Below are 20,469 nucleotides of genomic sequence, written 5' to 3' on the forward strand. Positions count from 1 at the left end.
TCACACCCCCGCAACAGCCATGAGGCTGACCAGTTTTTCTGAGTTAGCTATCATCATATCCAGCACCGGACTGGGATTCAGTCCAAAGTAAATTATGAGTATTGCGAGGACAGCCATTGAGAATGTCTTGGATGCAGAAATATCTTTCAAAGCACCGAACTTCTCATTGTATACACCGAACATCGCCCTCTGCATTGCCCACAGATGATATGCTGCCGTGATGATTATTGCCAGTATGGCTATAACCACATAAGTGGGCTGGTTGATGTAGGTGAATGTCAGCACCAGGAACTCAGCTATGAATCCTGTTAGTCCTGGGAGACCCAGTGAGGCCATGAAAGCCACCATCATGATAACAGTAAGCTTTGGCATCTTTCTGGCAAGTCCTCCAAGTTCATTGATGATCCTTGTGCCTGTGGCATTGTTGATAACTCCGCATGCCATGAACATAATGCTCATGATAAGTCCATGTGAGAACTGCTGGAACATAGCTCCGGATACGGAAAGGGATACAAGGCCTGCAGCTCCCAATGTCACATAACCCATGTGGCTCACACTAGAGTATGCTACCATACGCTTCAGATCCTTCTGGGCCAGTGCAAGGAAAGCACCGTACAGAACGCTTACTGAACCCAGCAGTGCCATGATAGTGATCATAAGATTCATAGATGGCGTGAAGGGCAGTAAGGGTAGCGTAACTCTGAACAATCCATAACCACCGATCTTAAGCAGAACAAAGAGCACACTGCCTGCAGTTGGTGCTTCAACGTATGCATCCGGTAGCCAGGAATGGAATGGGAATGAGGGGATCTTGACAAGGAACCCGAACAACAGCGCCGCGAATATGAGATCACGGGAGAGACTATCACCTATGAACTGGAACTGCGAGAGCAGATGCTCGATGCCCATGTTGGGAGTACCAGTCTGTTTCCATGCTGCGAAGTAGAGAGCAAAAATGCCCAGCAACATTACAAGTGAACCTACGTGCGTGTAAATGAAGAACTTGATGGATGCCTTGTGCTTTTCAGGCCCTCCCCACATACTTACCATGAAGAAGAGTGGCACAAGAGTAAGTTCCCAGAACACGTAGAACAGGAAGAAATCAAGTGCTAAGAAAACACCTATGACGGCTCCCTGGGTTGCAAGGATCAGCGCATAGAATTTGTTGGCCTGTTGCTTGTTATCATTCCATGTGAAGAGTATCAGGAATGGGATCACTATGGCGTTCAGCAGGACCAGTGGCATGGATATGCCATCTATACCCAGCTGATAATGTATTCCCAGGCTTGGGACCCAATTGGCTAATTCCTGGAACTGCATCTCAGTTGCAGTACTATCAAAGTTGAAGTACATGAACAGGGTCAGCACCAGTACCAGCACGGAAGATAACAGGGCAGAAGCCCTTGCTTGTTCTCTTGTCTTTGTGAATATAGTGAGTACTGCGAATAAAAGCGGGATCAGTACTATTGAAGATAGAATGGGTATTGCCATTTAGAATACCTCCAGGATCAGCTTGACAAGAATGATCAGCAAACTGACACCAGTTACTACCGAAGTGGCATAGTTCTGTACCACGCCGGTCTGAAGTTGTCTTAGTCCATCTGAGGCATCAGTGAATATATTGCCGATCAAATTGATCAACCAATCAAAGCCTCTGTCGACAGCTCTTCCAGCGAGTGCAAGACCTTCATATACAACCTTTACTGCCAGGAACTGCGTATAGATCGCATTCTGGTAGTACCTGTTGTAAAGCAGTTTGTATATGGGATTCTTTCTGGAAACAATTCTTGACATGTCGATCACACGCATGCCATAGATAAGGTATGATATCAGCAGACCTGCAATAGCCACGATCACAGGCATCCATAGTATCAACAATGGTTCACCTTCGCCACCGTGTGCAGCCAAGTGATATTTTCCGATCTCTGCAAGAGCATGGATATCAAGATTGACGAAACTGTTACTGAAAGTTTCTTCCAGGAATGTTCCGAAGCCTGTCTTTGTTATCGCACCAAATATGAGTGCCAGAATACCCAATATCATTAGAGGGATGGTCATCACAGATGGAGATTCGTGCCCTCCATAGTCGGTCCTTGGCTTACCTGTGAAGGTCATGAAGATCAATCTAAATATATAGATGGATGTTAGCAAGGCAGCTACTATTGCAAAAGCATATGGAATCCAGTTCTGTGTAGACTCGCCGAAAAGATAGGCAGCTTCAATTATTGGGTCCTTACTGAAGAAACCGCTGGTACCTATGGGAGTTCCAGGTATACCGAAACCTGCCAGAGCAAGGGAAGCGATGAGCATTGTTGCAAACGTTATAGGCATAACCTTTCTTACACCGCCCATCTGCCTGATATCCTGGGTTCCGACTGCATGGATCACACTTCCGGCACACAGGAAGAGGAGTGCCTTGAAGAATGCGTGGTTAATGAGGTGGAATAATGAGTCACCTACTGCTGTTACTCCGATGACTGCACCCATTCCAAGTCCCAGCATCATGTATCCAAGCTGACTGATAGTGGAAAATGCCAGAACACGTTTTATATCGTTCATTACAAGTCCCATGGTTGCAGCGAAGAGTGCTGTAAAGGCTCCAAGGTATGCAACTATGATCAAAGAGTAAGGAGCTGCGATGAACATGGGGAATGTCCTTGCTACCAGGTATACACCGGCTGTAACCATCGTTGCTGCATGTATGAGTGCAGAAACGGTAGTTGGACCTTCCATTGCATCAGGAAGCCACACATGCAGAGGGAACTGACCGGATTTACCAACTGCACCACCAAAGAAGAGCAGTGTGATAATAGTCAGATGGCTGACCTCATATCCGAATATCTGTGTATTGAGAGCAGCAATTTGTGGTATGTAGCTGAAGATCTCGTCAAACCTGAGGACATATACGCCTTCAGGGATGGCGCCGTTGAATATTCTGAATATATCTGAGAAGAGCAGGATGATACCTGCAAGGAACATCACGTCACCAACACGAGTAGTCAGGAAAGCCTTCTTTGCTGCGGAAGCTGCAGATGGTTTCTGGAACCAGAAGCCAATGAGCAGGTAAGAACACAGTCCCACAAGTTCCCAGCAAATGAAGAACTGAAGAATGTTATCAGATAAGATCACACCGAGCATTGCAGCTGTAAAGAGTGCGGTTTCTGCGAAGTATCTGGGCTGTCCTTTATCATGGGACATGTAGCCAACAGCGTATATGTGGATAAGAAGGCTCACGAATGTTACCATTGACAGCATAACTGCAGCCAGAGGGTCTATGAGAATACCTACATTCAGTATTGCAAACCAGCTGTAGGACTGGGAAATGACTTCCTCAGGGTTCTGCAACAGGTTCAGCGTGATCATCAATGAGATGACGAAAGAGGTAAAGATAGCAATTATGGGGATGATGGCTCCGCCATTTGGTAACTTCTTACCCAGGAAGAACGTCAGCACAAAAGCAAGTGCAGGCAGTACAGGTATTAAAAATGCCATGTTTTCTATTGCCATTTTTACCACCTCAATATGTTGAGTTTGTCAAGGTTGATCATGTCCCTGACCCTGTAGATGGACATCAGGATAGCAAAACCAATGGCTGCCTCAGCTGCTGCAAGAGCAATGGAATACAAAGCAAATACTTGCCCTGTAAGGTCCCCGTTATAGCTTGAGAAAGCCACAAGGTTGATATTTGCAGCGTTAAGCATAAGTTCCACGCACATGAGCATTCTGATTCCGCTTTTCTGGGTCATGAATCCAAAAAGGCCTATTGAGAATATGATGGCTGAGAGTGCAAGGTAATAGAATAATGGTATCATTCAGTACCATCTCCTTTTGCCATATAGATAGCCCCCATAAGAGATGCCAGCAAAACAATAGACAGTATTTCAAAAGGCACTACGAAATCCGTGAAGATCAGTTTGCCTATTCCCTGAATATTACTTTGGTCCATCATGTTCTGTGGGATCTGTTCCACAGTGGTCCATTGGGTAAAACCTGTGGATATTATTACTATTGCAAGGAACAGGAAGGCAATTATCATGCCTGCTATACGTGGCCTGAAGAAATCATATACAGAAGTCAAGATCTGCATTATGGTAAAATTCTTATTCAGCATCTTTATCACTTCCGAAATCCTTCTTCGTGAGCATGACCGCGAACATTATCAATACGCCGATAGCTCCAACGTACACCAGTACCTGAATTACTCCAAGGAACTGGGCATTCAACATAATATACAAACCTGCCACAACGAACATTACCACTATTAATGATAATGCAGATCTGACGATATCCTTCGCTGTTACTACGAACAAAGCGCAGGATATGGAAAGTAGAGCCATAACAGCAAAGACCAGTATTTCCAGAACATCTGCAATTATTGAGGTGTCCATCTGCTTACCTCCTTACCAGCTTCTTTTTCAGCATTTATTTCAACCTCTCTTGCCAGCATGTCCGGCGTGAAGAGTAGGTCATTGTGTTCCCATCTAATGACACCTGTCAGGTACACTTTAGAACTTGAGAGAGCTCCCTTAGGACACTGGTCTATGCACAGCCCACAGAAAAGGCAGTGACCCACGTCAATTGAGGGGAACCATCTTTTCTTGTCGCTCTTTGGACCGGTCCGGGCCTTAACTATCTTTATTGCATTGTTGGGACAGGTATTGGCACATATCCCACAACCTATGCACTTGCTTTTATCCAGTTTCTGTAACCCTCTGAACCTATCCGATAGTTTGGTGGGTTCTTCCGGACACATTCTGGTTACAGGAGGTGCGAAATAGATGTGCTTTAATGCCTTTTTGATATTTTTTAGAACCATATTTATCACACTCCCATCAGAGCTAGTGCAATAACCCATCCCAGATTCAGCAAAGATAGGGGTAGTAGTTTCTTCCAGCTTAGGTCTACGACCTGGTCGATCCTGAACCTTGGAACAGCCCAGCGGATCATTATTATAGTCAATATCACAAGCGTTACCTTTCCAAGGAAGAAAGCAGTGGGGAGAACTATTCCAAGCAGCATGTTAGAAGTGAGCATTGTAGGTAGGTTCCATCCTCCCAGGAACAGCAAGACCACAAGCATGGACCCGAGCATCATGTGAATATATTCAGCAAAGAAACCGAGACCAAATCTCATACCAGTATACTCTGTGATCCATCCTGCAATGAGTTCTTCCTCAGATTCGTTCTGGTCAAAAGGAAGACGTCCCATATCAGCCATCAGGGCTATAAAGAACACTACAAATCCTATGGGCTGCTTGATAATGAACCATAGAGGGTTCTGAGCATGAGCAATATCTATTATATTCAAAGATCCTGCCATTATAGCCACACTTACAACACAGATGCCCAGAGGAACTTCATACCCGATCATACGTGCGAAGTTCCTGAATGCTCCTAGCAGGGAATACTTGTTGTTAGAACTATAGGCTATCATGAAAATACCAATGACAGAAACAGCTGAGACCGCTTCAATATAAAGAATACTTATATCCATGTCGGTTGCAGCTATTGGATATATGCTGCCATTTATGATTATTGCACCAAAAGGAATGGCGACAAGCATCAGAAAAATAGATCCCATAAGGACTATAGGTCCAAAGACAAACAGCAATTTGTCAGCGTTGGCAGGTATGATGTCTTCTTTTGTGAAGAGTTTTATCGCGTCTGCGACCAGCTGGAATATTCCATGAGGACCAACTCTGTTAGGACCATGACGCTGCTGGACGTCAGCTGCGAGTTTACGCTCAAACCAGACAACCAACATTGCACCCATGAATATGGCACCCATAAGGCAAAGTCCCAGAATACCACGTAGCCAGGGGTTGAAAAGAATATCTGTTAGTTCCATCATGATCACCTGTCAACCTCACTTGTACATGTGTCCATGCTTCCGGCTATTGCCACAATATCTGCAACATTGACTCCTTTAAGAAGCGGAGGTAAAGTCTGCAATGTGGGATATACTGGTCCTCTTATCTTTACACGGTATGGTTTATCGGAACCGTCAGAGACCATGTAGAATCCCATTTCACCTCTTGGGTCTTCCACACGGTGGAATACTTCTCCGGCTGGTATTCTCATAACAGGTGACCTGCGGCCATAGGCAGTATTTTCTGGGAACAGGGGGCCGCTGGGTATCTGATCAAGACATTGCTCTATTATATACATGCTTTCACGCATCTCATCAAGACGCACCTGAACTCTTGCAAACACGTCACCTGCGGTCTGAGTACATACTTTGAAGTCGAGATCCTTATAGGCGAGATAAGGTTCAGCCTTACGGATGTCAAAAGCAACTCCTGTTGCACGAAGCGGCGGACCGGATACACCGATATCTTTTGCAACTTCAGCTGTAAGCACACCAATGCCTACAGTCCTTCCTTTGTAAATGGAATCTGTGCTGAACAGATTCTCGTAAGTGGCAATAGCCTTTCTCAGATTTCCAAAGACATACTTTGCATCTTCTTTGAATCCTTCAGGAAGATCGTCCTTCACACCTCCAAAGCGCAGGAAACTGTGTGTGATGCGTGCTCCGGTAACAGAGTCCATAAGGCTCATCACATCTTCTCTTTCCTTGATGGTGTACATGAACATGCTCACAAAGCCAACAAAGGAGGCATATTCTCCCATACCCAGCAAATGGCTCTGTATCCTGGAAAGTTCTTCCATTATCACACGAATGTACTGTGCTCTCTCTGGCACTTCTATGCCTCCAAGCTTTTCCACGCAGCCAACATATGCTTCTTCATTGGTCAGCGCTGCAAGGTAGCATATCCTGTCGACAATAGTTATTCCTTGAAGGTATGTCTTGCTTTCAAGTATTTTTTCTATCCCTTTGTGGATAAATCCCATCTCTACCTCGGAATCCACTACGGTCTCTCCTCTCAATTTTGCATTGAGTCTGAAGGGACCTGGCATCATAGGATGTTGTGGCCCAAGGTGAACTATCATTTCAGAAGGTCCAACTGTATTATCCATAGTAAAACCTCATACCAGATTTTTGGCTGTTTTGTTGGGGAAGCCTTTGTAATCTTTTCTAAGTGGCCATTCGCCAAGCAATTCCTGAGGAAGCACAAGAGGCTTCAGATCTGGGTGATTAAGGTACTTAACACCAAACAGCTCATATGTTTCTCTTTCGTACCAGTTAGCATTCCAGTATACAGGGACAACAGACTCAATTTCAGGATTGTCCCTTGGTAATATTGCTTTCAGTGTAAGGACTACAGGATGTTCGTAAGAACCAATCACATAGACGACTTCGATCTCATTCCTGTTAGGGTAATCAACACCGAATTCACAACAGAGGTGTCCAAAAGAAAGTTTGTCCTTAAGATATCTGCATATATCCTTTACATTTTCCTGCTTCACTTTAGCAATGATCCTTATATCAGATTCAACACTTGCATCATAGATAGTGCCTGTGAACTGACTGGAAAGTGAATCTATCATAGTTTTAGCATCCATAGCGTCACCTCAATATTCAGTACCTTTGTCCTTCTTTGCAGCTATCTTCTGTTGCAACTCAACAAATGCCTGGATCAGGCCCTCACATCTTGGTGGACATCCAGGAACATAAACATCTACCGGAAATATCTCATCTATGTTCTGAGCTGTGCTGTAAGATTCATAGAACGGGCCGCCACTAATGGCACAATCGCCAAAACAAATAACCCATTTTGGGGCTGGCATTTGGTCCCATATCCTCTGTAGTGCAGGCAGATATTTTTTTGTCACATATCCGCTGATTATAAGAACATCAGCATGCCTTGGAGAGTTTCTTGGAATTATTCCAAAACGGTCTGTGTCGTAGTGTGCCATACCCGTTGAAAGCAATTCCACACCACAACATCCCATGGCGTTTACTGTGAACCATAGCGAGTTCTTACGTCCCCAGTTAATTAAGTCCTGAGCTTTTGTCTTCTTTAAAAAATCGCTGATAGCACTACTGCTTGTTGTCATTACACCAGGGATCTCTTCAGGCAGATTTTCTGTATTATCAGAAACAGTTGCTTTTATTTCTGCCATTTGAGAGCCTCCTTTTTAATGAGATATAGGTATCCGAAAAGCACTACAAAAATGAAAATCAACATCTCAATGGTTGCTATGGTTGTTATACTGGGTTCTCTGAAAATGGTAGCCCAAGGGTATAAGAAAAGAACCTCAATATCAAACAAGACAAATGCAATGGCATATAAATAATACTCGACATTGAACTGGATCCTTGCATTTCCTGTAGGAACAGAACCCGCTTCATATGTCTCATATTTAGCAAGCGATTTACTCCTTGGACTTAACTGCTTTACAAGAAGCATAGTCGTGGGAGGCATCAAAAGCGCCACTACAAGAATTATCGCAACCGGAATATAACTGTATATTATGTTGCTAGTATCGATTATTCCTGACATAGTGATTCACCTGAAGAATTTGACCATAAAGATTACTTGTATACATTACTTTTAATGATTACTAGTATACTGTAACCCAGTTTTAAAGAATGTAATTCCAGAATACGTGATGGGTTATTAATTTTTTGTTGTGGATAGCTTCCGCAGAGCCACCATATAATTATATTAAAGAAATTTGATAATATTATATTGTTTAATAATGATAAATAACGTCTATTGATATCGTTTAATAATTACAGATTAGGCTTTTTGACGCACAAAAATCCTTGTAAAAAAGGAGAATTTATCTCATTGTAATTGGGGCGAATAATACTTCTTAATGACAGTATTACATTCGGAGCAAGAGACAACCATCCAGTCGCCCAGATCTGTCCGAACATATTTATCGAATATAGAAGCCCCGCAATGAGGACAAACATAGTAATCTTTAAAGTAGTAATGGTAAAAATGGGGCGTTGTTTCAAGCCATTTAAGTACCATCTGCATATGCTCAAAGTATTTTTGCTTCAGGGGAGATGAATTTGTCTCAAGTGCGTCTTGGACGCGGTTTGCTACTTTCTTAATGTGGCTTTCGGATTTATCTGTGAGTTTTTTGTAGTCAGATATATATTTTATCGTATGGTCAATGTATTGCAGATAAGCTTTGTGCGCCTTAGGTTCTCTTTTCCAGATAGTGCGTATGAAGTATTCTCCCATCACATCTTCCATTATATCTGCGCACGAAGTGCAGATATTATAGTCCTTGAAATAACGGGAATCCTGCTCTCCACCGCAGATGTCGCATGTGTCCAATATTTCATCCCCTTATCTCAAATTGTTCAATCGATTGATATAGGTTTCATAGCTTCCCGCGTGAACATTATGGGAAATATGTTCAGCACTGCAATGAGATCTCCGCTATGTACTTTTCCGGATTCTTGCCCTAGTACATAGGCATGTGTGATGATACGTTCGTTATCTACAGGTTTAGTACCGCCCTCAGTACCTACTTTGATCAGGGAAACTATTGCATGATGTGTGAAGGTGCAAGGAATAGCAATTGTATCCGGCTCTATGTTGATTTCTTTCACACGCAACTTCTTGAATTCACCTGCCCGCATTTCCATATCTTCGGCAGCTATTACCATTTCCCATTTTGCCCGCGTGGCAATCGTGAATTCATATGTCGCAGCTTTTATTGTCTTACATTTAAGGTCACCGTTTTCTCGGGAAACGACCTGAACTATTTCCTGCTTCATTTCATCACCACAAATAGTTGGTCTATACTAGTACACATAGGTTTCGAGGAAAACATCATTAATAATCGTTATATTGCTTGAGGACAAGCTAATTAGAAGAAATTTATCAGATTCATCTTTAAAATTAATTAAACAACATATTTATTTAAATATGAGACTTTCTACTTTACCTTCGACAAAGTTAACGTTGTTGTCTTTTAGTTTTATTAAAGTTGTATTCCCATATTTATCTCCTCCTTTAGTAGGGACAGTTGAAACAATCTGGTGCTTTGATAACATATCAAGATATCTCCAGAACTGACATCTTGATCTCATTGTTTCACCATGTTCCTTACACAATTCAATGTAACTTTTATATGAACTTCCAGTATGTGTAAAATTGTTTTCTTTAATTTCTTTACATATACCTAGAAGGCATAGTAGTTCATGTTTTGACAAGGTTTCTATTTTTTCATCTCGAGTTTTATTATGTATTTCGATTTTTTTATTTAATATATGCTGTAATATAGTATTATCAGATTGGGCAAATTGTGTACACAATATTGATTCTTTTAATAAATCAATTGCATATTTTACATCATTTCTTTCTCCGGCTGTTTCAGCAATTAGATATAATACATCATTAGAAATCGTGTAATCATCAGACAAATTACTCTTTACAGTTTCGTACAATATATCATAAATCTCATTTGTAGAATAAGCTTCTAAGTTGTAAGTACATAATTCCAAAATTCTTTTTGATTTAGAATTTAATTTTGAAAGAATATTTATGTTTAATGATGTAGCGATAAATGAAATCTTTGAAGAAGCATTTTTAATCCCGAAATCATTTATTTGACATAAATCTCCTAATAAATTCTTTACATCAGGAAATTCATGTACATCATCAAGTACTATAGTCAAATGAATATTATTCTCAAATAGAAGATTAATAAGTGATTTTATAATACTTTGAGATGACATGCCTTTACATCGATAACTCGTCTTTATTGAACGAATGATCTGTTCAAGCACCATGTGTTCAGTTCGATATATAGAACAATTTACGTATATGGAATAGTTATTGTTTTTATTCTCATTTCGCAAAATTGAACAAATTTTACGAGCAACCATGGTCTTGCCTGATCCTTCTGGCCCAACTAAAAATAATTTGCCAGGCATTTTTTCAGTGTTTAACGTAAACTTCGTCAACAAATTTTTAATAACTTCATCTCGATGTGGGCATTTATCGGGAATATATTCGCTATCAAATAAATCAATAGTTTTTCTATTTTTCTTTAAATCAACCACATAATATCAGCAAACCATTTTTAATGATTACCCAACATACATTACAATATTTTTCATAGCATCTACTGATATTTAGATTTAATGGCTTTTGCTATTTTTTATAAATGGTTTATGACTAAAAAGTAGTGCCTCAAATGTTTTTTATGCTGTTGATAATTTGGTTAAGTTAGCTATTATATTTGTATTTATCGAAAGCTATGAAACATGGCCCATGTTTAATGGCTCCAAATAGTCATTTATATCGAACTAGTCTTTACTAACATGTAATTTTAAAAAGCTCTAAAGTAAAAATGGTGAGTGAAGAATGAATTGCAATAGAATCTTAAATAAAAAAGTAATGCTGGCATTTTTTATAACAGTGGTTATATCAGCTACACTAGTTAGTGCATGGTCGACATATGTAGTGTTCAATGACAATACTTACGTAACAAGTGCTCATCTTACAGGTAAAACATCATATAGCGTAATTATGGATGTTGATGGAGCTTCTGGTTTAGTTAGCAACCATCAAATGATTACAACTGTATATGAAGATGTTCCACTTGCTCCAGATAAAGTGATAAGAACTTGGACTACACGTTCTGATTACAATGCAGCAATTAATAGTTTATCATCTTCCAAAACATACTATACAGTGTGGGACATGACAGGTACTGGTGGCGTCCAATACGGAACTTTATCTTTTGTATAAGATGGGAGCATTTCCCATCTTACTTTATCTACTATCATTATAGTACTTTACACTATGAGTTATTGTCGTTTTAGAATCTTCTTTGGTAGTCTCTTCTATGTGCATTGAGAAAAGCTGCCCTTTATAGAAAGCGACATTAATCAATGATTCGGTACCTACATCTCCACCCTTTACATCTATTATAATGTAAGATTTATCTTTGTCAATCGGAAGTGGTTGCTTTACCATATCATATTTTGAATTGATTTCATCAGCTAATGCATTTGTTTTCTTAGAATCTTTAATCATTGTATAATCCAATAAGGTAAACACCGTTTTGTTAGTCTCAGGATCAATCAATTCGACTGAATTACCATTAGTTGAATATAGGCAATTTTGACCATACCCAAATATTTCATCTAAGCATACTGCATTTTTATCTTGGATACCTTTGTCAGTTAGATAAGTATTTACATCATAACGATCGAGATCAGCAGCAAAAAATGAGATTGGTATTCCTTCATTAAGATTGTCGTTAGAATAAATTATTCCATTTTTAAAACTATTTGTACTATGGAAAGTTAGCATAATAGAATCTGGAGAGTCTTGGACAATGCTTTGAAGAGAAATATAACTACTGTCAATCTCTGCTTCCCTAATAGCTTTCTCTGAAATATCAGTTAGTTCTTTTCCATATTCTGATCGGGGATCGATTACTACTGTTTTTCTAGATTCAGAAAGTCCATAAACAGTTGCCACTCCTAAAATAGTAATTATTGCAAGAATGAACAACATTAATTTGTAATTTTTTTTGTAGTTCACGTACAAGCCTCCAATTGTTTATAGATAGTTATTATAGTAATAAAAGTATATATTTTATTTGGTGTTAGTGTTAAATTTAGAATATACATATATGGATTACATAATATAATAGAATAGTATTATTCGATAAAAATATAAAATCATATAATCGACCTTCTGCAGATGTCCTAAAATTTATGAATTACCTGGTTGCAGCTATTTTTCAATCAATAATAGCATAATTTAACTAAGTAATATTATTTAGTATGATTTATATTTTGTCCACGTATACCGAATGTAGGAAGAAAAAGATCTTTGTTTTTCTAGACATCTGCGGAAAGGCAATTATTTGGCTGATAATCATATTTTATCAAATGTGGGCTGGTTGTGGATGATTAATAGAAATTCTGGCTCTGTAGAAATCATCATGCTACAATCTCGACTGTGGGCAGATACAACCACAGAGGACACAGAGTTCACGGAGAAGGATTGCTATTTTAAGTCTCTGTGTTCTCTGTGAACTCAGTGGTTCAAACTTAATGTGCAGGTTTTCTACAGAGCCGAAATTCTCATTTCCTTACCAGGAAACATGTTTTCTCTTTATGGCATTTAGTGGTCAGCAGACTGTTAGATTCAACTACCCCATCTATATTATTGAGTACATGAAGGACATTCTCTTTCAATGAATGTATATCATAGGTTCTCACTTTTAACAGAAGATCATAAGGTTCCAGAAGTTCGTATATCTCCAACACATCATTTATATTCTTCAGCTTATTGATCACGTTTATTCTTTTATTCTGCTCTATGCGAAGGCCTATATAGGTAGTTATATTCAACCCAACGCTAACAGGGTCTACTAAAACAGTGAATTGCTTGACGATCCCGTTACTCTGAAGCTTTTCAATCCTTTTATGAACAGTAGATGTAGCAAGCCCAAGATCATTTGCGATCTCAGTGCTATGTATCCTGGAATTTTGGGTGAGGTGTTCTAAGATAGCAAAGTCTATATCATCCATATTATTATATTTATATATTCATAGTATATGATATTTTTCTTTCATTTTACTAATTATGGTCAATTTGATATTATTAGTAAAAATATGTGAAAAAATTAGATGATGAGAATACTAATAAAGACAATAATGTTTTTGTTTATTGAATGCTTTTATAGTGCATAAACGGTGGATAGCCAATGATAATTGATAAAAAATGTGTTGGATGTGGCCAATGTACTGCCTTTTGTCCAAAAAATGCTATAATTGTGAAAGGGATTGCACGGATAACTGATGATTGTATCCAGTGCAAAATATGTATGGCCTACTGTCCGATGAAAGCTATCGAGGAAAGTGCATGAAAGTTTTAGTGATTGGTTCAGGACTTGGTGGCCTTCTCAGTGCTGCCTGGCTCTCACGGGAAGGTCATGAAGTTGATGTTTTAGAGAGGCTTCCCATTATAGGCGGAAGATTCACCAATATAGATTACAAAGGATTTCAGCTATCTACCGGCGCTTTACATATGATCCCTCATGGTCCGACCGGACCACTGGGCACCCTGCTAAAGGATCTTGAAGCCGATGTCAGGATAGTAAGGTCCCGTCCCATGACCACTATTCGTATTCCAACAGAAAAAGATGCTACGGATTACACACATGGTTTTCAGGACATAGAGTTCCATGATTTCAGAAAACGCTTTTCTCTGTTTAACAGAATTAAACTTGCAATTCTTATAACCACCACACGTACGTTCCCTCCAAAAAGTGGTTCTATGGCCCAATGGTGCTCAAAGAACCTAAATCAAGACTGGGCTCTAAAGCTAGCTGATTCTTTTTGTGGCTGGGCACTAAGCCTCAAAGCTGAAAATGTGCCAGCTACAGAAGTCTTTGAAATAATCGAAAATATGTATAGGTATAGTGGTCCTGGGATCCCCGTCGGAGGATGTAAGGCAGTAACAGACTCCCTTATTAATATAATCAGCTCTCATGGGGGCAAGATACATACTTCCAGTGAGGTCACACAGATTCTTGTGGAGAATAACAAGGCTGTGGGAGTGGTGGCGGATGGAAAGGAGCATCGAGCCGATCTTGTGATAAGTGATATAGGTCACATGGAAACAAGCAGGCTATACGATACCATTGCTCTGGATGCAAGTGCAGCGAACTATCTTGCAGCCATTCGAAAACTCAGACCCTCTGCAGGTGTCAAGATATGCCTTGCATCGAAAGAACCTCTTATAGAACATACAGGTGTGCTTCTCACGCCGTACGCCCGGAGGATAAATGGTATTGATGAGGTAACAAATGTTGATCCTTCCCTGGCCCCTGCCGGTAAACATCTTATTATGGCTCATCAGTGTGTACAATGGGAAAATATTGGCAGGCTTGAGGAAGAAATCGATCTTGGTCTGCGCGATCTTTCTGAGATATTTGCAGGTAAGGAGTATGAAGTACTTCTCATACAGTCATATTCCGGAGAATGGCCTGTGAATCGTTCATCTTCTGGTACTGATCTTAACAATAAGACTCCCATCAAAGGTCTCTATATAGTGGGAGACGGCGCAAAAGGCAAAGGTGGCATAGAAGTTGATGGTATTGCATTGGGTGTTAGAAATGCCATAACAGACATCCTAAATTCCAGTACGTAATCGATAGATTAAATTTATTATATTCTATATAGTTAAGTGAAAACACATGATAGATTTTGTTACCTTTTCCCGTAATGTATTTGTACCTGTGACCAACGCCTGCAGAAACAGGTGTGGGTATTGCACATTCAGACGCGAGCCGGATGAGCCAGGGTCATGCTTCATGTCGCCGGAGGATGTAATCCCTATACTCAAAGAAGGGAAAAAAGCAGGTTGTACTGAAGTGCTTTTTACATTTGGCGAATATGCCGATGAAGTACCTGAATATAAGAAATGGCTTGAAGAGCTAGGTTTTTCTTCCAACGTCGAATATGTGATACACCTCTGCAAAATGGCAATAAATATCGGCCTTTTGCCTCACACGAATGCTGGTGTCCTTAATTACACGGAACTTGAAGCCTTAAAGCCCTGGAATGTCAGCATGGGACTTATGCTGGAAACCACGGGCAATGTAGCAGCTCACCTTAATTGTCCTGGGAAACATCCTGATGTCAGGACCAAGACCATTAAATATGCGGGGGAACTGCAAATACCTTTCACAACTGGTATTCTTGTTGGCATTGGTGAGACTTTAGACGATCGGATAGACTCATTACAATGCATTTCTAATCTGCATAACAAATATGGTCATATCCAGGAAGTCATTATCCAGAACTTCGTTCCAAAACCTGGAACCTTCATGGAAAATAATTCATCTCCTTCCATAGAAGATATGATGCAGATAGTTTCTATTGCAAGGGAAATATTACCTGCTGATGTAGCTATACAGGTTGCACCTAACTTAATAGATCCATATATACTTGTCAAATACGGCGCTACAGATCTAGGTGGCATCTCTCCCACAACCATTGATTGGATCAACCCTGAAACAGAGTGGCCTTCAGTGGAAAAGTTGCAAGAGATGCTCAAAGATATATCTTTGAGAGAGCGGTTGCCTATTTATCCAGCTTATATTAAAAAAGGCTGGTATAGTCGGAACTTAAAGTCACTTATAAAATCAATGATTGATAATGAAGGTTACAGAAGACTGTAAGGTCTAACGTACCTGATTTAGATAATGCTTTATATTTTGAACTAATTGAGCATACTATTCCAACAGACTAGTTTGGTCATATTATGATGTCAAAAATTGATGAAGAGCTGGTGGAAAGAGCGTACAACGGAAAAACCAGCAGCGAAGATGCGCTCTTGCTTCTGGATGCTGAACCTTTTGAACTTTTCAGGTTCGCTGACAATTTGCGCTACGAAGCGGTTGGTGATATCACTACCTATGTAGTGAACCGGAACATTAACTTTACTAATCGTTGCATAGGCAGATGTGGTTTTTGTGCATTCAAACAGGACGAAGGATATATCCTGAAAACAGAAGAAATACTTGCCAAAGTGGAAGAAGCCTACAAGGCTGGTGCAACTGAGGTCTGTATCCAGGGTGGTCTTTTGCCAAAAGCTGGTCTTGACTTATACACCGGCATCTTAGAAGCAGTTAAAGAAGAATATCCATCTATTCATATCCATGCATTTTCCCCCATGGAAGTTTATCATGCCGCAAGGACCAGTGACCTGAGTGTCAAGCATGTATTGCGTGAACTAAAAAAATCAGGTCTTGGAACCATGCCCGGTACTGCCGCTGAGATTCTTTGTGACCACGTGAGAAAAGAACTTTGTCCGGGTAAACTTTTAACTGCAGAATGGGTGGATGTGGTTACATCTGCTCATAAAACAGGCATCCGTACAACCGCTACTATGATGTACGGACATATCGAATCCTGGCAGGATAGAATCGAACATATGATGGTTGTGAGAGATGTACAGAAAGAAACAAAGGGTATCACTGAATTTGTACCTCTGCCTTTCATGCCTTATAATAACCCTATCGGAAAAAAGATGATCGAACAAGGTCGTTATGCCACTACAGGTATCGATGATCTCAAAGTGTATGCATTATCCCGCATAATCTTCAATAAACACATTAATAATATTCAGGCAAGCTGGGTCAAACTAGGGAAAAAATTGGCTCAAGTAGCTTTGTATTGCGGTGCAAATGACCTGGGAGGTACACTCATGGAAGAAAGTATCTCTACTGCAGCAGGTGCAAATAATGGTTCTTCCATTTCCCCACAGGAACTTGAATGGATGATCAAAGGGGCAAGCAGAATTCCAAAACAGAGAACCACTCTCTACGAGATAGATAATATTAAAAAAGAGTCATTTGGCAATGGTCCCCGTGAGGCTGGCGATGCTGTCATTTATTCCTGAAGATATTAAGGAAAGGGCTTATCAGGGAGAAATTACTCCAGAGGATGCCCTGGAACTTATGGAAGTGTCTCCTATGGCACTTTTTAATTTTGCAGATGAGCTTCGTTCAAACACAGTAGGCGATGTTGTAACCTATGTAGTGAACCGGAACATCTATATCACTAACATGTGCAAAGGAGATTGCGGATTTTGCGCTTATCGTTCTGAAAAAGGATTCATCCTTGATATGAACGAAATCCTTGAACAAGTAGCAGAGGCAAGTGATGCCGGTGCAGTGGAAGTGTGCATCCAGGGAGGTTTTCTCCCACAGCTTGATGTTGATTACTATGTTTCTGTTGTAGAGGACATCAAAGAAGCATTCCCAAAGATGAGTATACACGGTTTTTCCCCCATGGAGATCTTCTATGCATGTCAAACTACAGGAATTCCAGTTGAAGAAGCATTTGTAAGGCTTAAAGCAGCCGGTCTTGATACCCTTACAGGAACCTCTGCAGAGATACTGTCTGACAGAGTGCGTAAGATAATTTGCCCTGGAAAACTGAGCACAGATCAATGGATAAATACCATAATGGCTGCTCATCAGGTGGGACTGAGGACAAATTCAACTATCATGTATGGTCATGTGGAAACATTTGAGGAACGGATGAACCATCTTTTTATTCTTCGTTCCATCCAGCAAAAAACCAAAGGTTTCACTGAATTGGTACCAATGTCTTTTATGCCTTATAACAATCCTGTTGGTGAGGATATGCTATCAAAAGGCAAGTTCATGACAATGGGTATTGAAGACATGCGTTTTTACGCCATGGCACGGATAATCCTCAATGGTCATATCAATAATATTCAGGCAAGCTGGGTCAAGCTCGGAAAGAAGCTTTGTCAGGTAGCTTTGCATTGCGGTGCCAATGATCTTGGCGGCACACTTATGGAAGATAAGATCTCCACTGCTTCCGGAAGCACTAACGGGGAATATGTTCCACCTGCAGAGATCGAATGGATCATAAGATCTTCCGGCAGAATTCCTCAACAGAGAAATGCACTTTATGAAGGAGTATAAATGCGTGCTCTTATTCCGTACAAAAAAGAGAATGCAAAATCCCGGCTTTCTCCTATTCTTACCCGGATGGAAAGGGAGCAATTTGTAGAGTTGATGTTAAGGGATGTAGTATGTTCCCTGCGAGAGGCCGGTTTGAATGATATAGATATCCTTACAACATCTGAATATGGCTCACTTGCTGGCCTTAATGTTAATTTTGTGATCGATTCAAATGATCTGAACGAATCGATAAATAAATATCTTGAAAAAATAGATCAGCCAGTGCTTATAATAATGGCAGATCTTCCTCTTGCCAGACCGGAGCAAGTTAAAAGTATAATCTCTTCCAAAGAAGATGTGGTAATCGTACCTGGAAAAGGCGGGGGTACCAATGTGCTTTTCGTGAAGAACCCCTCCAAGTTCCATGTCCGCTATTATGGCATGAGTTTCTGTAATCATTGTGCAATAGCTAAAGATATGCATCAGTCGTTGAAGATATACGATTCCTTCCTGCTGAGCACAGATATCGATGAGCCACATGATATTGTTGAGATTCTTCTTCACGGACATGGACTTTCTCTTGAATATGCAAAAGAGAAGTTCGAGTTGGAAAGTGGCAGAGCACGTGTAAAGCTTGCCAGTATTCAATGAACATGAAGTAGCTTCAGCTATATGCGATAAATATAAAACTGAATACACTATTAGGATACGTTAAGTTATGCTATCTCAAATTTACAGGTGATAATTGTGTCCATTGAAGTGAACAGGTATAAATGTGGATATTGTGGTGCATGTGTGGGTGTGTGTCCGGCAGGGGCCCTGGAGCTTGTGGAGACATGGATAGAAGTAGATAAGAACTGTTCCAGTTGTGGTATATGCGCTAAGATTTGCCCCGTGGGAGCTATCAGGGTGGTAAGATGAAAGATTATTATGATGTAATCGTCGTCGGTGCCGGACCGGGTGGGTCCATAGCAGCAAAGGTTGCAGCTACGAAAGGGCTTAGTGTATTATTAATAGAAAAACGTCAAGAGATTGGTGATCCAGTAAGATGTGCAGAGGGAGTGAGCAAACTAGCTCTGAAAAAGCACATTGAACCTGATCCTCGATGGATATGTTCTGACATGAAGGGATCCAGGATATTCTCTCCCGACGGTACTAGTATTCAGATGTCTGAAGAGATCTCCGGAGGAGAGGTAGGGTATGTTCTGGAAAGGAAGGTATTTGACAGGGTGCTTGCCTATGAAAGTGCCAAGGCAGGGGCTGAGGTTATGGTCAAGACCAGAGCTACAGAACTCATAATTGAAAATGGGTATGTGTGCGGTATAAAGGCCATGCATCTTGGACAAGAATATTATATCAGATCAAAGATCGTGATTGGTGCAGATGGCATGGAGTCTAAGGTGGGCAGATGGGCAGGGATTGATACTTCTTTAAAGCCTTCAGATATGGAAACATGTGTGCAGTATCTTATGAGCGGTGTTAATATCGATCAGGAATACTGTCAGTTCTATGTAGGTAAAGAGATAGCACCTTGTGGATACATCTGGATATTCCCCAAAGGTGGGAATATGGCTAATGTCGGCATCGGCATACTTGGCAGCGAATCCGGTCAAAAGAGAGCCGTTGATTACCTTAATAATTTTGTGAAAAATAAGCTTCCAAATGCTTCTATCATAGAAATTGATTATGGCGGTGTACCTGTGAGAGGGTCCATTGAAAGGACTATTGCTAATGGGTTCATGCTGGTTGGTGATGCAGCAAGGCAATCTGATCCTTTAACCGGTGGAGGAATCATCAATGCAATGGACGCAGGTGAAATTGCAGGAGAAGTGGCTTATAACGCAATAAGTTCAGGCGATGTTTCCGTGAAAAAGCTTCAGGAATATGAGGATAGATGGAGAGAAACTATCGGAAAGGCAATAGACAATAGTCTTATTGTCAAAGATACGTTTGTTAAAGTCACTGATGAAGAGCTGAATTCTCTGGCTCATTCCCTCAAAGGCGTAAACTTCAACAAGATGAGCCTTATTGACTTGTTGTATGCTCTTTTCAAAGCCAATAAGAAGCTTCTGTGGGACCTCAGAGTGTTATTCAAGAATGTTGTGAAGAACGAATTGGACGTATAATACGA

The 20,469-nt window shown here is 40.5% G+C and carries 25 protein-coding genes; 9 read left to right on the plus strand and 16 right to left on the minus strand.

The annotated features are described in order from the left end of the window. The 14 genes from fpoM to ACC612_RS05890 form a co-directional block, all read right to left on the minus strand. Positions 1 to 1,491 carry a F(420)H(2) dehydrogenase subunit M gene (gene fpoM, locus ACC612_RS05825; protein ID WP_371853551.1) on the minus strand — a complete coding sequence of 497 codons (1,491 nt, stop codon included), beginning with the start codon at positions 1,489 to 1,491 and terminating at the stop codon, positions 1 to 3. After that, positions 1,492 to 3,507: a F420H2 dehydrogenase subunit FpoL gene (fpoL, locus tag ACC612_RS05830; RefSeq protein ID WP_371853552.1), complete on the minus strand. Its 2,016-nt coding sequence runs from the start codon at positions 3,505 to 3,507 to the stop codon at positions 1,492 to 1,494. Between the two features lie 2 nt (positions 3,508 to 3,509). After that, entirely contained in the window at positions 3,510 to 3,812 is a 303-nt protein-coding gene (gene fpoK, locus ACC612_RS05835; protein ID WP_371853553.1) for a F420H2 dehydrogenase subunit FpoK, read from the minus strand. Next, a complete protein-coding gene (gene fpoJ / locus ACC612_RS05840) occupies positions 3,809 to 4,087 on the minus strand; it encodes a F420H2 dehydrogenase subunit FpoJ (protein WP_371853554.1) in 279 nt (92 codons plus the stop codon). Before fpoJ ends, fpoK begins: the two co-directional genes overlap by 4 nt. A gap of 13 nt (positions 4,088 to 4,100) precedes the next feature. Further along, entirely contained in the window at positions 4,101 to 4,388 is a 288-nt protein-coding gene (locus ACC612_RS05845) for an NADH-quinone oxidoreductase subunit J (RefSeq protein ID WP_371853555.1), read from the minus strand. Continuing rightward, the gene (fpoI, locus tag ACC612_RS05850) at positions 4,373 to 4,816 is read right to left on the minus strand and encodes a F420H2 dehydrogenase subunit FpoI (protein ID WP_371853556.1); all 444 of its coding nucleotides are present in this window, start codon (positions 4,814 to 4,816) and stop codon (positions 4,373 to 4,375) included. Before fpoI ends, ACC612_RS05845 begins: the two co-directional genes overlap by 16 nt. 5 nt (positions 4,817 to 4,821) lie before the next feature. Beyond that, positions 4,822 to 5,847, minus strand: coding sequence for a F420H2 dehydrogenase subunit FpoH (fpoH, locus tag ACC612_RS05855; protein WP_371853557.1), 1,026 nt, complete (start codon positions 5,845 to 5,847; stop codon positions 4,822 to 4,824). Positions 5,848 to 5,852: 5 nt separating this feature from the next. Then, positions 5,853 to 6,977: a F420H2 dehydrogenase subunit FpoD gene (gene fpoD / locus ACC612_RS05860; RefSeq protein ID WP_371853558.1), complete on the minus strand. Its 1,125-nt coding sequence runs from the start codon at positions 6,975 to 6,977 to the stop codon at positions 5,853 to 5,855. 9 nt (positions 6,978 to 6,986) lie between these two features. Next, on the minus strand, positions 6,987 to 7,463 hold the full coding sequence (gene fpoC / locus ACC612_RS05865; protein WP_371853559.1) for a F420H2 dehydrogenase subunit FpoC: 477 nt from the start codon (positions 7,461 to 7,463) through the stop codon (positions 6,987 to 6,989). 9 nt (positions 7,464 to 7,472) lie between these two features. After that, positions 7,473 to 8,024: a F(420)H(2) dehydrogenase subunit B gene (gene fpoB / locus ACC612_RS05870; protein ID WP_371853560.1), complete on the minus strand. Its 552-nt coding sequence runs from the start codon at positions 8,022 to 8,024 to the stop codon at positions 7,473 to 7,475. Next, positions 8,012 to 8,404 carry a F420H2 dehydrogenase subunit FpoA gene (gene fpoA / locus ACC612_RS05875; RefSeq protein ID WP_371853561.1) on the minus strand — a complete coding sequence of 131 codons (393 nt, stop codon included), beginning with the start codon at positions 8,402 to 8,404 and terminating at the stop codon, positions 8,012 to 8,014. Before fpoA ends, fpoB begins: the two co-directional genes overlap by 13 nt. A 288-nt stretch (positions 8,405 to 8,692) precedes the next feature. Beyond that, the gene (locus ACC612_RS05880) at positions 8,693 to 9,196 is read right to left on the minus strand and encodes a hypothetical protein (RefSeq protein WP_371853562.1); all 504 of its coding nucleotides are present in this window, start codon (positions 9,194 to 9,196) and stop codon (positions 8,693 to 8,695) included. Positions 9,197 to 9,222: 26 nt separating this feature from the next. Continuing rightward, positions 9,223 to 9,642, minus strand: coding sequence for a DUF22 domain-containing protein (locus ACC612_RS05885; RefSeq protein ID WP_371853563.1), 420 nt, complete (start codon positions 9,640 to 9,642; stop codon positions 9,223 to 9,225). 141 nt (positions 9,643 to 9,783) lie between these two features. Beyond that, positions 9,784 to 10,932: a Cdc6/Cdc18 family protein gene (locus ACC612_RS05890; RefSeq protein ID WP_371853564.1), complete on the minus strand. Its 1,149-nt coding sequence runs from the start codon at positions 10,930 to 10,932 to the stop codon at positions 9,784 to 9,786. A 304-nt stretch (positions 10,933 to 11,236) separates the two neighbouring features. Between ACC612_RS05890 and ACC612_RS05895 the strand changes: the two genes are divergently transcribed. After that, positions 11,237 to 11,623: a hypothetical protein gene (locus ACC612_RS05895; protein ID WP_371853565.1), complete on the plus strand. Its 387-nt coding sequence runs from the start codon at positions 11,237 to 11,239 to the stop codon at positions 11,621 to 11,623. Positions 11,624 to 11,647: 24 nt separating this feature from the next. Here the strand turns inward: ACC612_RS05895 and ACC612_RS05900 are convergent, their stop codons facing one another. Beyond that, positions 11,648 to 12,424 (minus strand): hypothetical protein, encoded by a 777-nt coding sequence (locus ACC612_RS05900; protein ID WP_371853566.1) that lies wholly within the window; start codon positions 12,422 to 12,424, stop codon positions 11,648 to 11,650. A gap of 548 nt (positions 12,425 to 12,972) precedes the next feature. Next, the gene (locus tag ACC612_RS05905) at positions 12,973 to 13,422 is read right to left on the minus strand and encodes an Lrp/AsnC family transcriptional regulator (protein ID WP_371853567.1); all 450 of its coding nucleotides are present in this window, start codon (positions 13,420 to 13,422) and stop codon (positions 12,973 to 12,975) included. Positions 13,423 to 13,598: 176 nt separating this feature from the next. Between ACC612_RS05905 and ACC612_RS05910 the strand changes: the two genes are divergently transcribed. The 8 genes from ACC612_RS05910 (at position 13,599) to ACC612_RS05945 (ending at position 20,464) form a co-directional block, all read left to right on the plus strand. After that, a complete protein-coding gene (locus ACC612_RS05910; RefSeq protein ID WP_371853568.1) occupies positions 13,599 to 13,760 on the plus strand; it encodes a 4Fe-4S binding protein in 162 nt (53 codons plus the stop codon). Further along, positions 13,757 to 15,046 carry a phytoene desaturase family protein gene (locus tag ACC612_RS05915; protein WP_371853569.1) on the plus strand — a complete coding sequence of 430 codons (1,290 nt, stop codon included), beginning with the start codon at positions 13,757 to 13,759 and terminating at the stop codon, positions 15,044 to 15,046. Before ACC612_RS05910 ends, ACC612_RS05915 begins: the two co-directional genes overlap by 4 nt. Before the next feature lie 46 nt (positions 15,047 to 15,092). Then, positions 15,093 to 16,079, plus strand: coding sequence for a 7,8-didemethyl-8-hydroxy-5-deazariboflavin synthase subunit CofG (gene cofG, locus ACC612_RS05920; protein ID WP_371853570.1), 987 nt, complete (start codon positions 15,093 to 15,095; stop codon positions 16,077 to 16,079). Positions 16,080 to 16,162: 83 nt separating this feature from the next. Next, positions 16,163 to 17,302 (plus strand): 5-amino-6-(D-ribitylamino)uracil--L-tyrosine 4-hydroxyphenyl transferase CofH, encoded by a 1,140-nt coding sequence (gene cofH, locus ACC612_RS05925; protein WP_371853571.1) that lies wholly within the window; start codon positions 16,163 to 16,165, stop codon positions 17,300 to 17,302. Next, entirely contained in the window at positions 17,283 to 18,359 is a 1,077-nt protein-coding gene (cofH, locus tag ACC612_RS05930; RefSeq protein ID WP_371853572.1) for a 5-amino-6-(D-ribitylamino)uracil--L-tyrosine 4-hydroxyphenyl transferase CofH, read from the plus strand. Before cofH (ACC612_RS05925) ends, cofH (ACC612_RS05930) begins: the two co-directional genes overlap by 20 nt. Continuing rightward, positions 18,360 to 18,989, plus strand: a complete 630-nt coding sequence (gene cofC / locus ACC612_RS05935; RefSeq protein ID WP_371853573.1) for a 2-phospho-L-lactate guanylyltransferase — start codon at positions 18,360 to 18,362, stop codon at positions 18,987 to 18,989. It begins immediately after the preceding gene. 96 nt (positions 18,990 to 19,085) lie between these two features. Then, positions 19,086 to 19,259 carry a 4Fe-4S binding protein gene (locus tag ACC612_RS05940; RefSeq protein WP_371853574.1) on the plus strand — a complete coding sequence of 58 codons (174 nt, stop codon included), beginning with the start codon at positions 19,086 to 19,088 and terminating at the stop codon, positions 19,257 to 19,259. Further along, positions 19,256 to 20,464 carry an NAD(P)/FAD-dependent oxidoreductase gene (locus ACC612_RS05945; protein WP_371853575.1) on the plus strand — a complete coding sequence of 403 codons (1,209 nt, stop codon included), beginning with the start codon at positions 19,256 to 19,258 and terminating at the stop codon, positions 20,462 to 20,464. Before ACC612_RS05940 ends, ACC612_RS05945 begins: the two co-directional genes overlap by 4 nt. Positions 20,465 to 20,469: the final 5 nt, after the last annotated feature.

It is taken from the genome of Methanomethylovorans sp. (assembly GCF_041447285.1).
Lineage (GTDB): Archaea > Halobacteriota > Methanosarcinia > Methanosarcinales > Methanosarcinaceae > Methanomethylovorans.

What these genes read in the sequence shown, in the direction of transcription:
- fpoM (WP_371853551.1), bottom strand. Translation starts at nt 1,491, where the DNA reads ATGGCAATACCCATTCTATCTTCAATAGTACTGATCCCGCTTTTATTC.
- fpoL (WP_371853552.1), bottom strand. Translation starts at nt 3,507, where the DNA reads ATGGCAATAGAAAACATGGCATTTTTAATACCTGTACTGCCTGCACTT.
- fpoK (WP_371853553.1), bottom strand. Translation starts at nt 3,812, where the DNA reads ATGATACCATTATTCTATTACCTTGCACTCTCAGCCATCATATTCTCA.
- fpoJ (WP_371853554.1), bottom strand. Translation starts at nt 4,087, where the DNA reads ATGCAGATCTTGACTTCTGTATATGATTTCTTCAGGCCACGTATAGCA.
- ACC612_RS05845 (WP_371853555.1), bottom strand. Translation starts at nt 4,388, where the DNA reads ATGGACACCTCAATAATTGCAGATGTTCTGGAAATACTGGTCTTTGCT.
- fpoI (WP_371853556.1), bottom strand. Translation starts at nt 4,816, where the DNA reads ATGGTTCTAAAAAATATCAAAAAGGCATTAAAGCACATCTATTTCGCA.
- fpoH (WP_371853557.1), bottom strand. Translation starts at nt 5,847, where the DNA reads ATGGAACTAACAGATATTCTTTTCAACCCCTGGCTACGTGGTATTCTG.
- fpoD (WP_371853558.1), bottom strand. Translation starts at nt 6,977, where the DNA reads ATGGATAATACAGTTGGACCTTCTGAAATGATAGTTCACCTTGGGCCA.
- fpoC (WP_371853559.1), bottom strand. Translation starts at nt 7,463, where the DNA reads ATGGATGCTAAAACTATGATAGATTCACTTTCCAGTCAGTTCACAGGC.
- fpoB (WP_371853560.1), bottom strand. Translation starts at nt 8,024, where the DNA reads ATGGCAGAAATAAAAGCAACTGTTTCTGATAATACAGAAAATCTGCCT.
- fpoA (WP_371853561.1), bottom strand. Translation starts at nt 8,404, where the DNA reads ATGTCAGGAATAATCGATACTAGCAACATAATATACAGTTATATTCCG.
- ACC612_RS05885 (WP_371853563.1), bottom strand. Translation starts at nt 9,642, where the DNA reads ATGAAGCAGGAAATAGTTCAGGTCGTTTCCCGAGAAAACGGTGACCTT.
- ACC612_RS05895 (WP_371853565.1), top strand. Translation starts at nt 11,237, where the DNA reads ATGAATTGCAATAGAATCTTAAATAAAAAAGTAATGCTGGCATTTTTT.
- ACC612_RS05905 (WP_371853567.1), bottom strand. Translation starts at nt 13,422, where the DNA reads ATGGATGATATAGACTTTGCTATCTTAGAACACCTCACCCAAAATTCC.
- ACC612_RS05910 (WP_371853568.1), top strand. Translation starts at nt 13,599, where the DNA reads ATGATAATTGATAAAAAATGTGTTGGATGTGGCCAATGTACTGCCTTT.
- ACC612_RS05915 (WP_371853569.1), top strand. Translation starts at nt 13,757, where the DNA reads ATGAAAGTTTTAGTGATTGGTTCAGGACTTGGTGGCCTTCTCAGTGCT.
- cofG (WP_371853570.1), top strand. Translation starts at nt 15,093, where the DNA reads ATGATAGATTTTGTTACCTTTTCCCGTAATGTATTTGTACCTGTGACC.
- cofH (WP_371853571.1), top strand. Translation starts at nt 16,163, where the DNA reads ATGATGTCAAAAATTGATGAAGAGCTGGTGGAAAGAGCGTACAACGGA.
- cofH (WP_371853572.1), top strand. Translation starts at nt 17,283, where the DNA reads ATGCTGTCATTTATTCCTGAAGATATTAAGGAAAGGGCTTATCAGGGA.
- cofC (WP_371853573.1), top strand. Translation starts at nt 18,360, where the DNA reads ATGCGTGCTCTTATTCCGTACAAAAAAGAGAATGCAAAATCCCGGCTT.
- ACC612_RS05945 (WP_371853575.1), top strand. Translation starts at nt 19,256, where the DNA reads ATGAAAGATTATTATGATGTAATCGTCGTCGGTGCCGGACCGGGTGGG.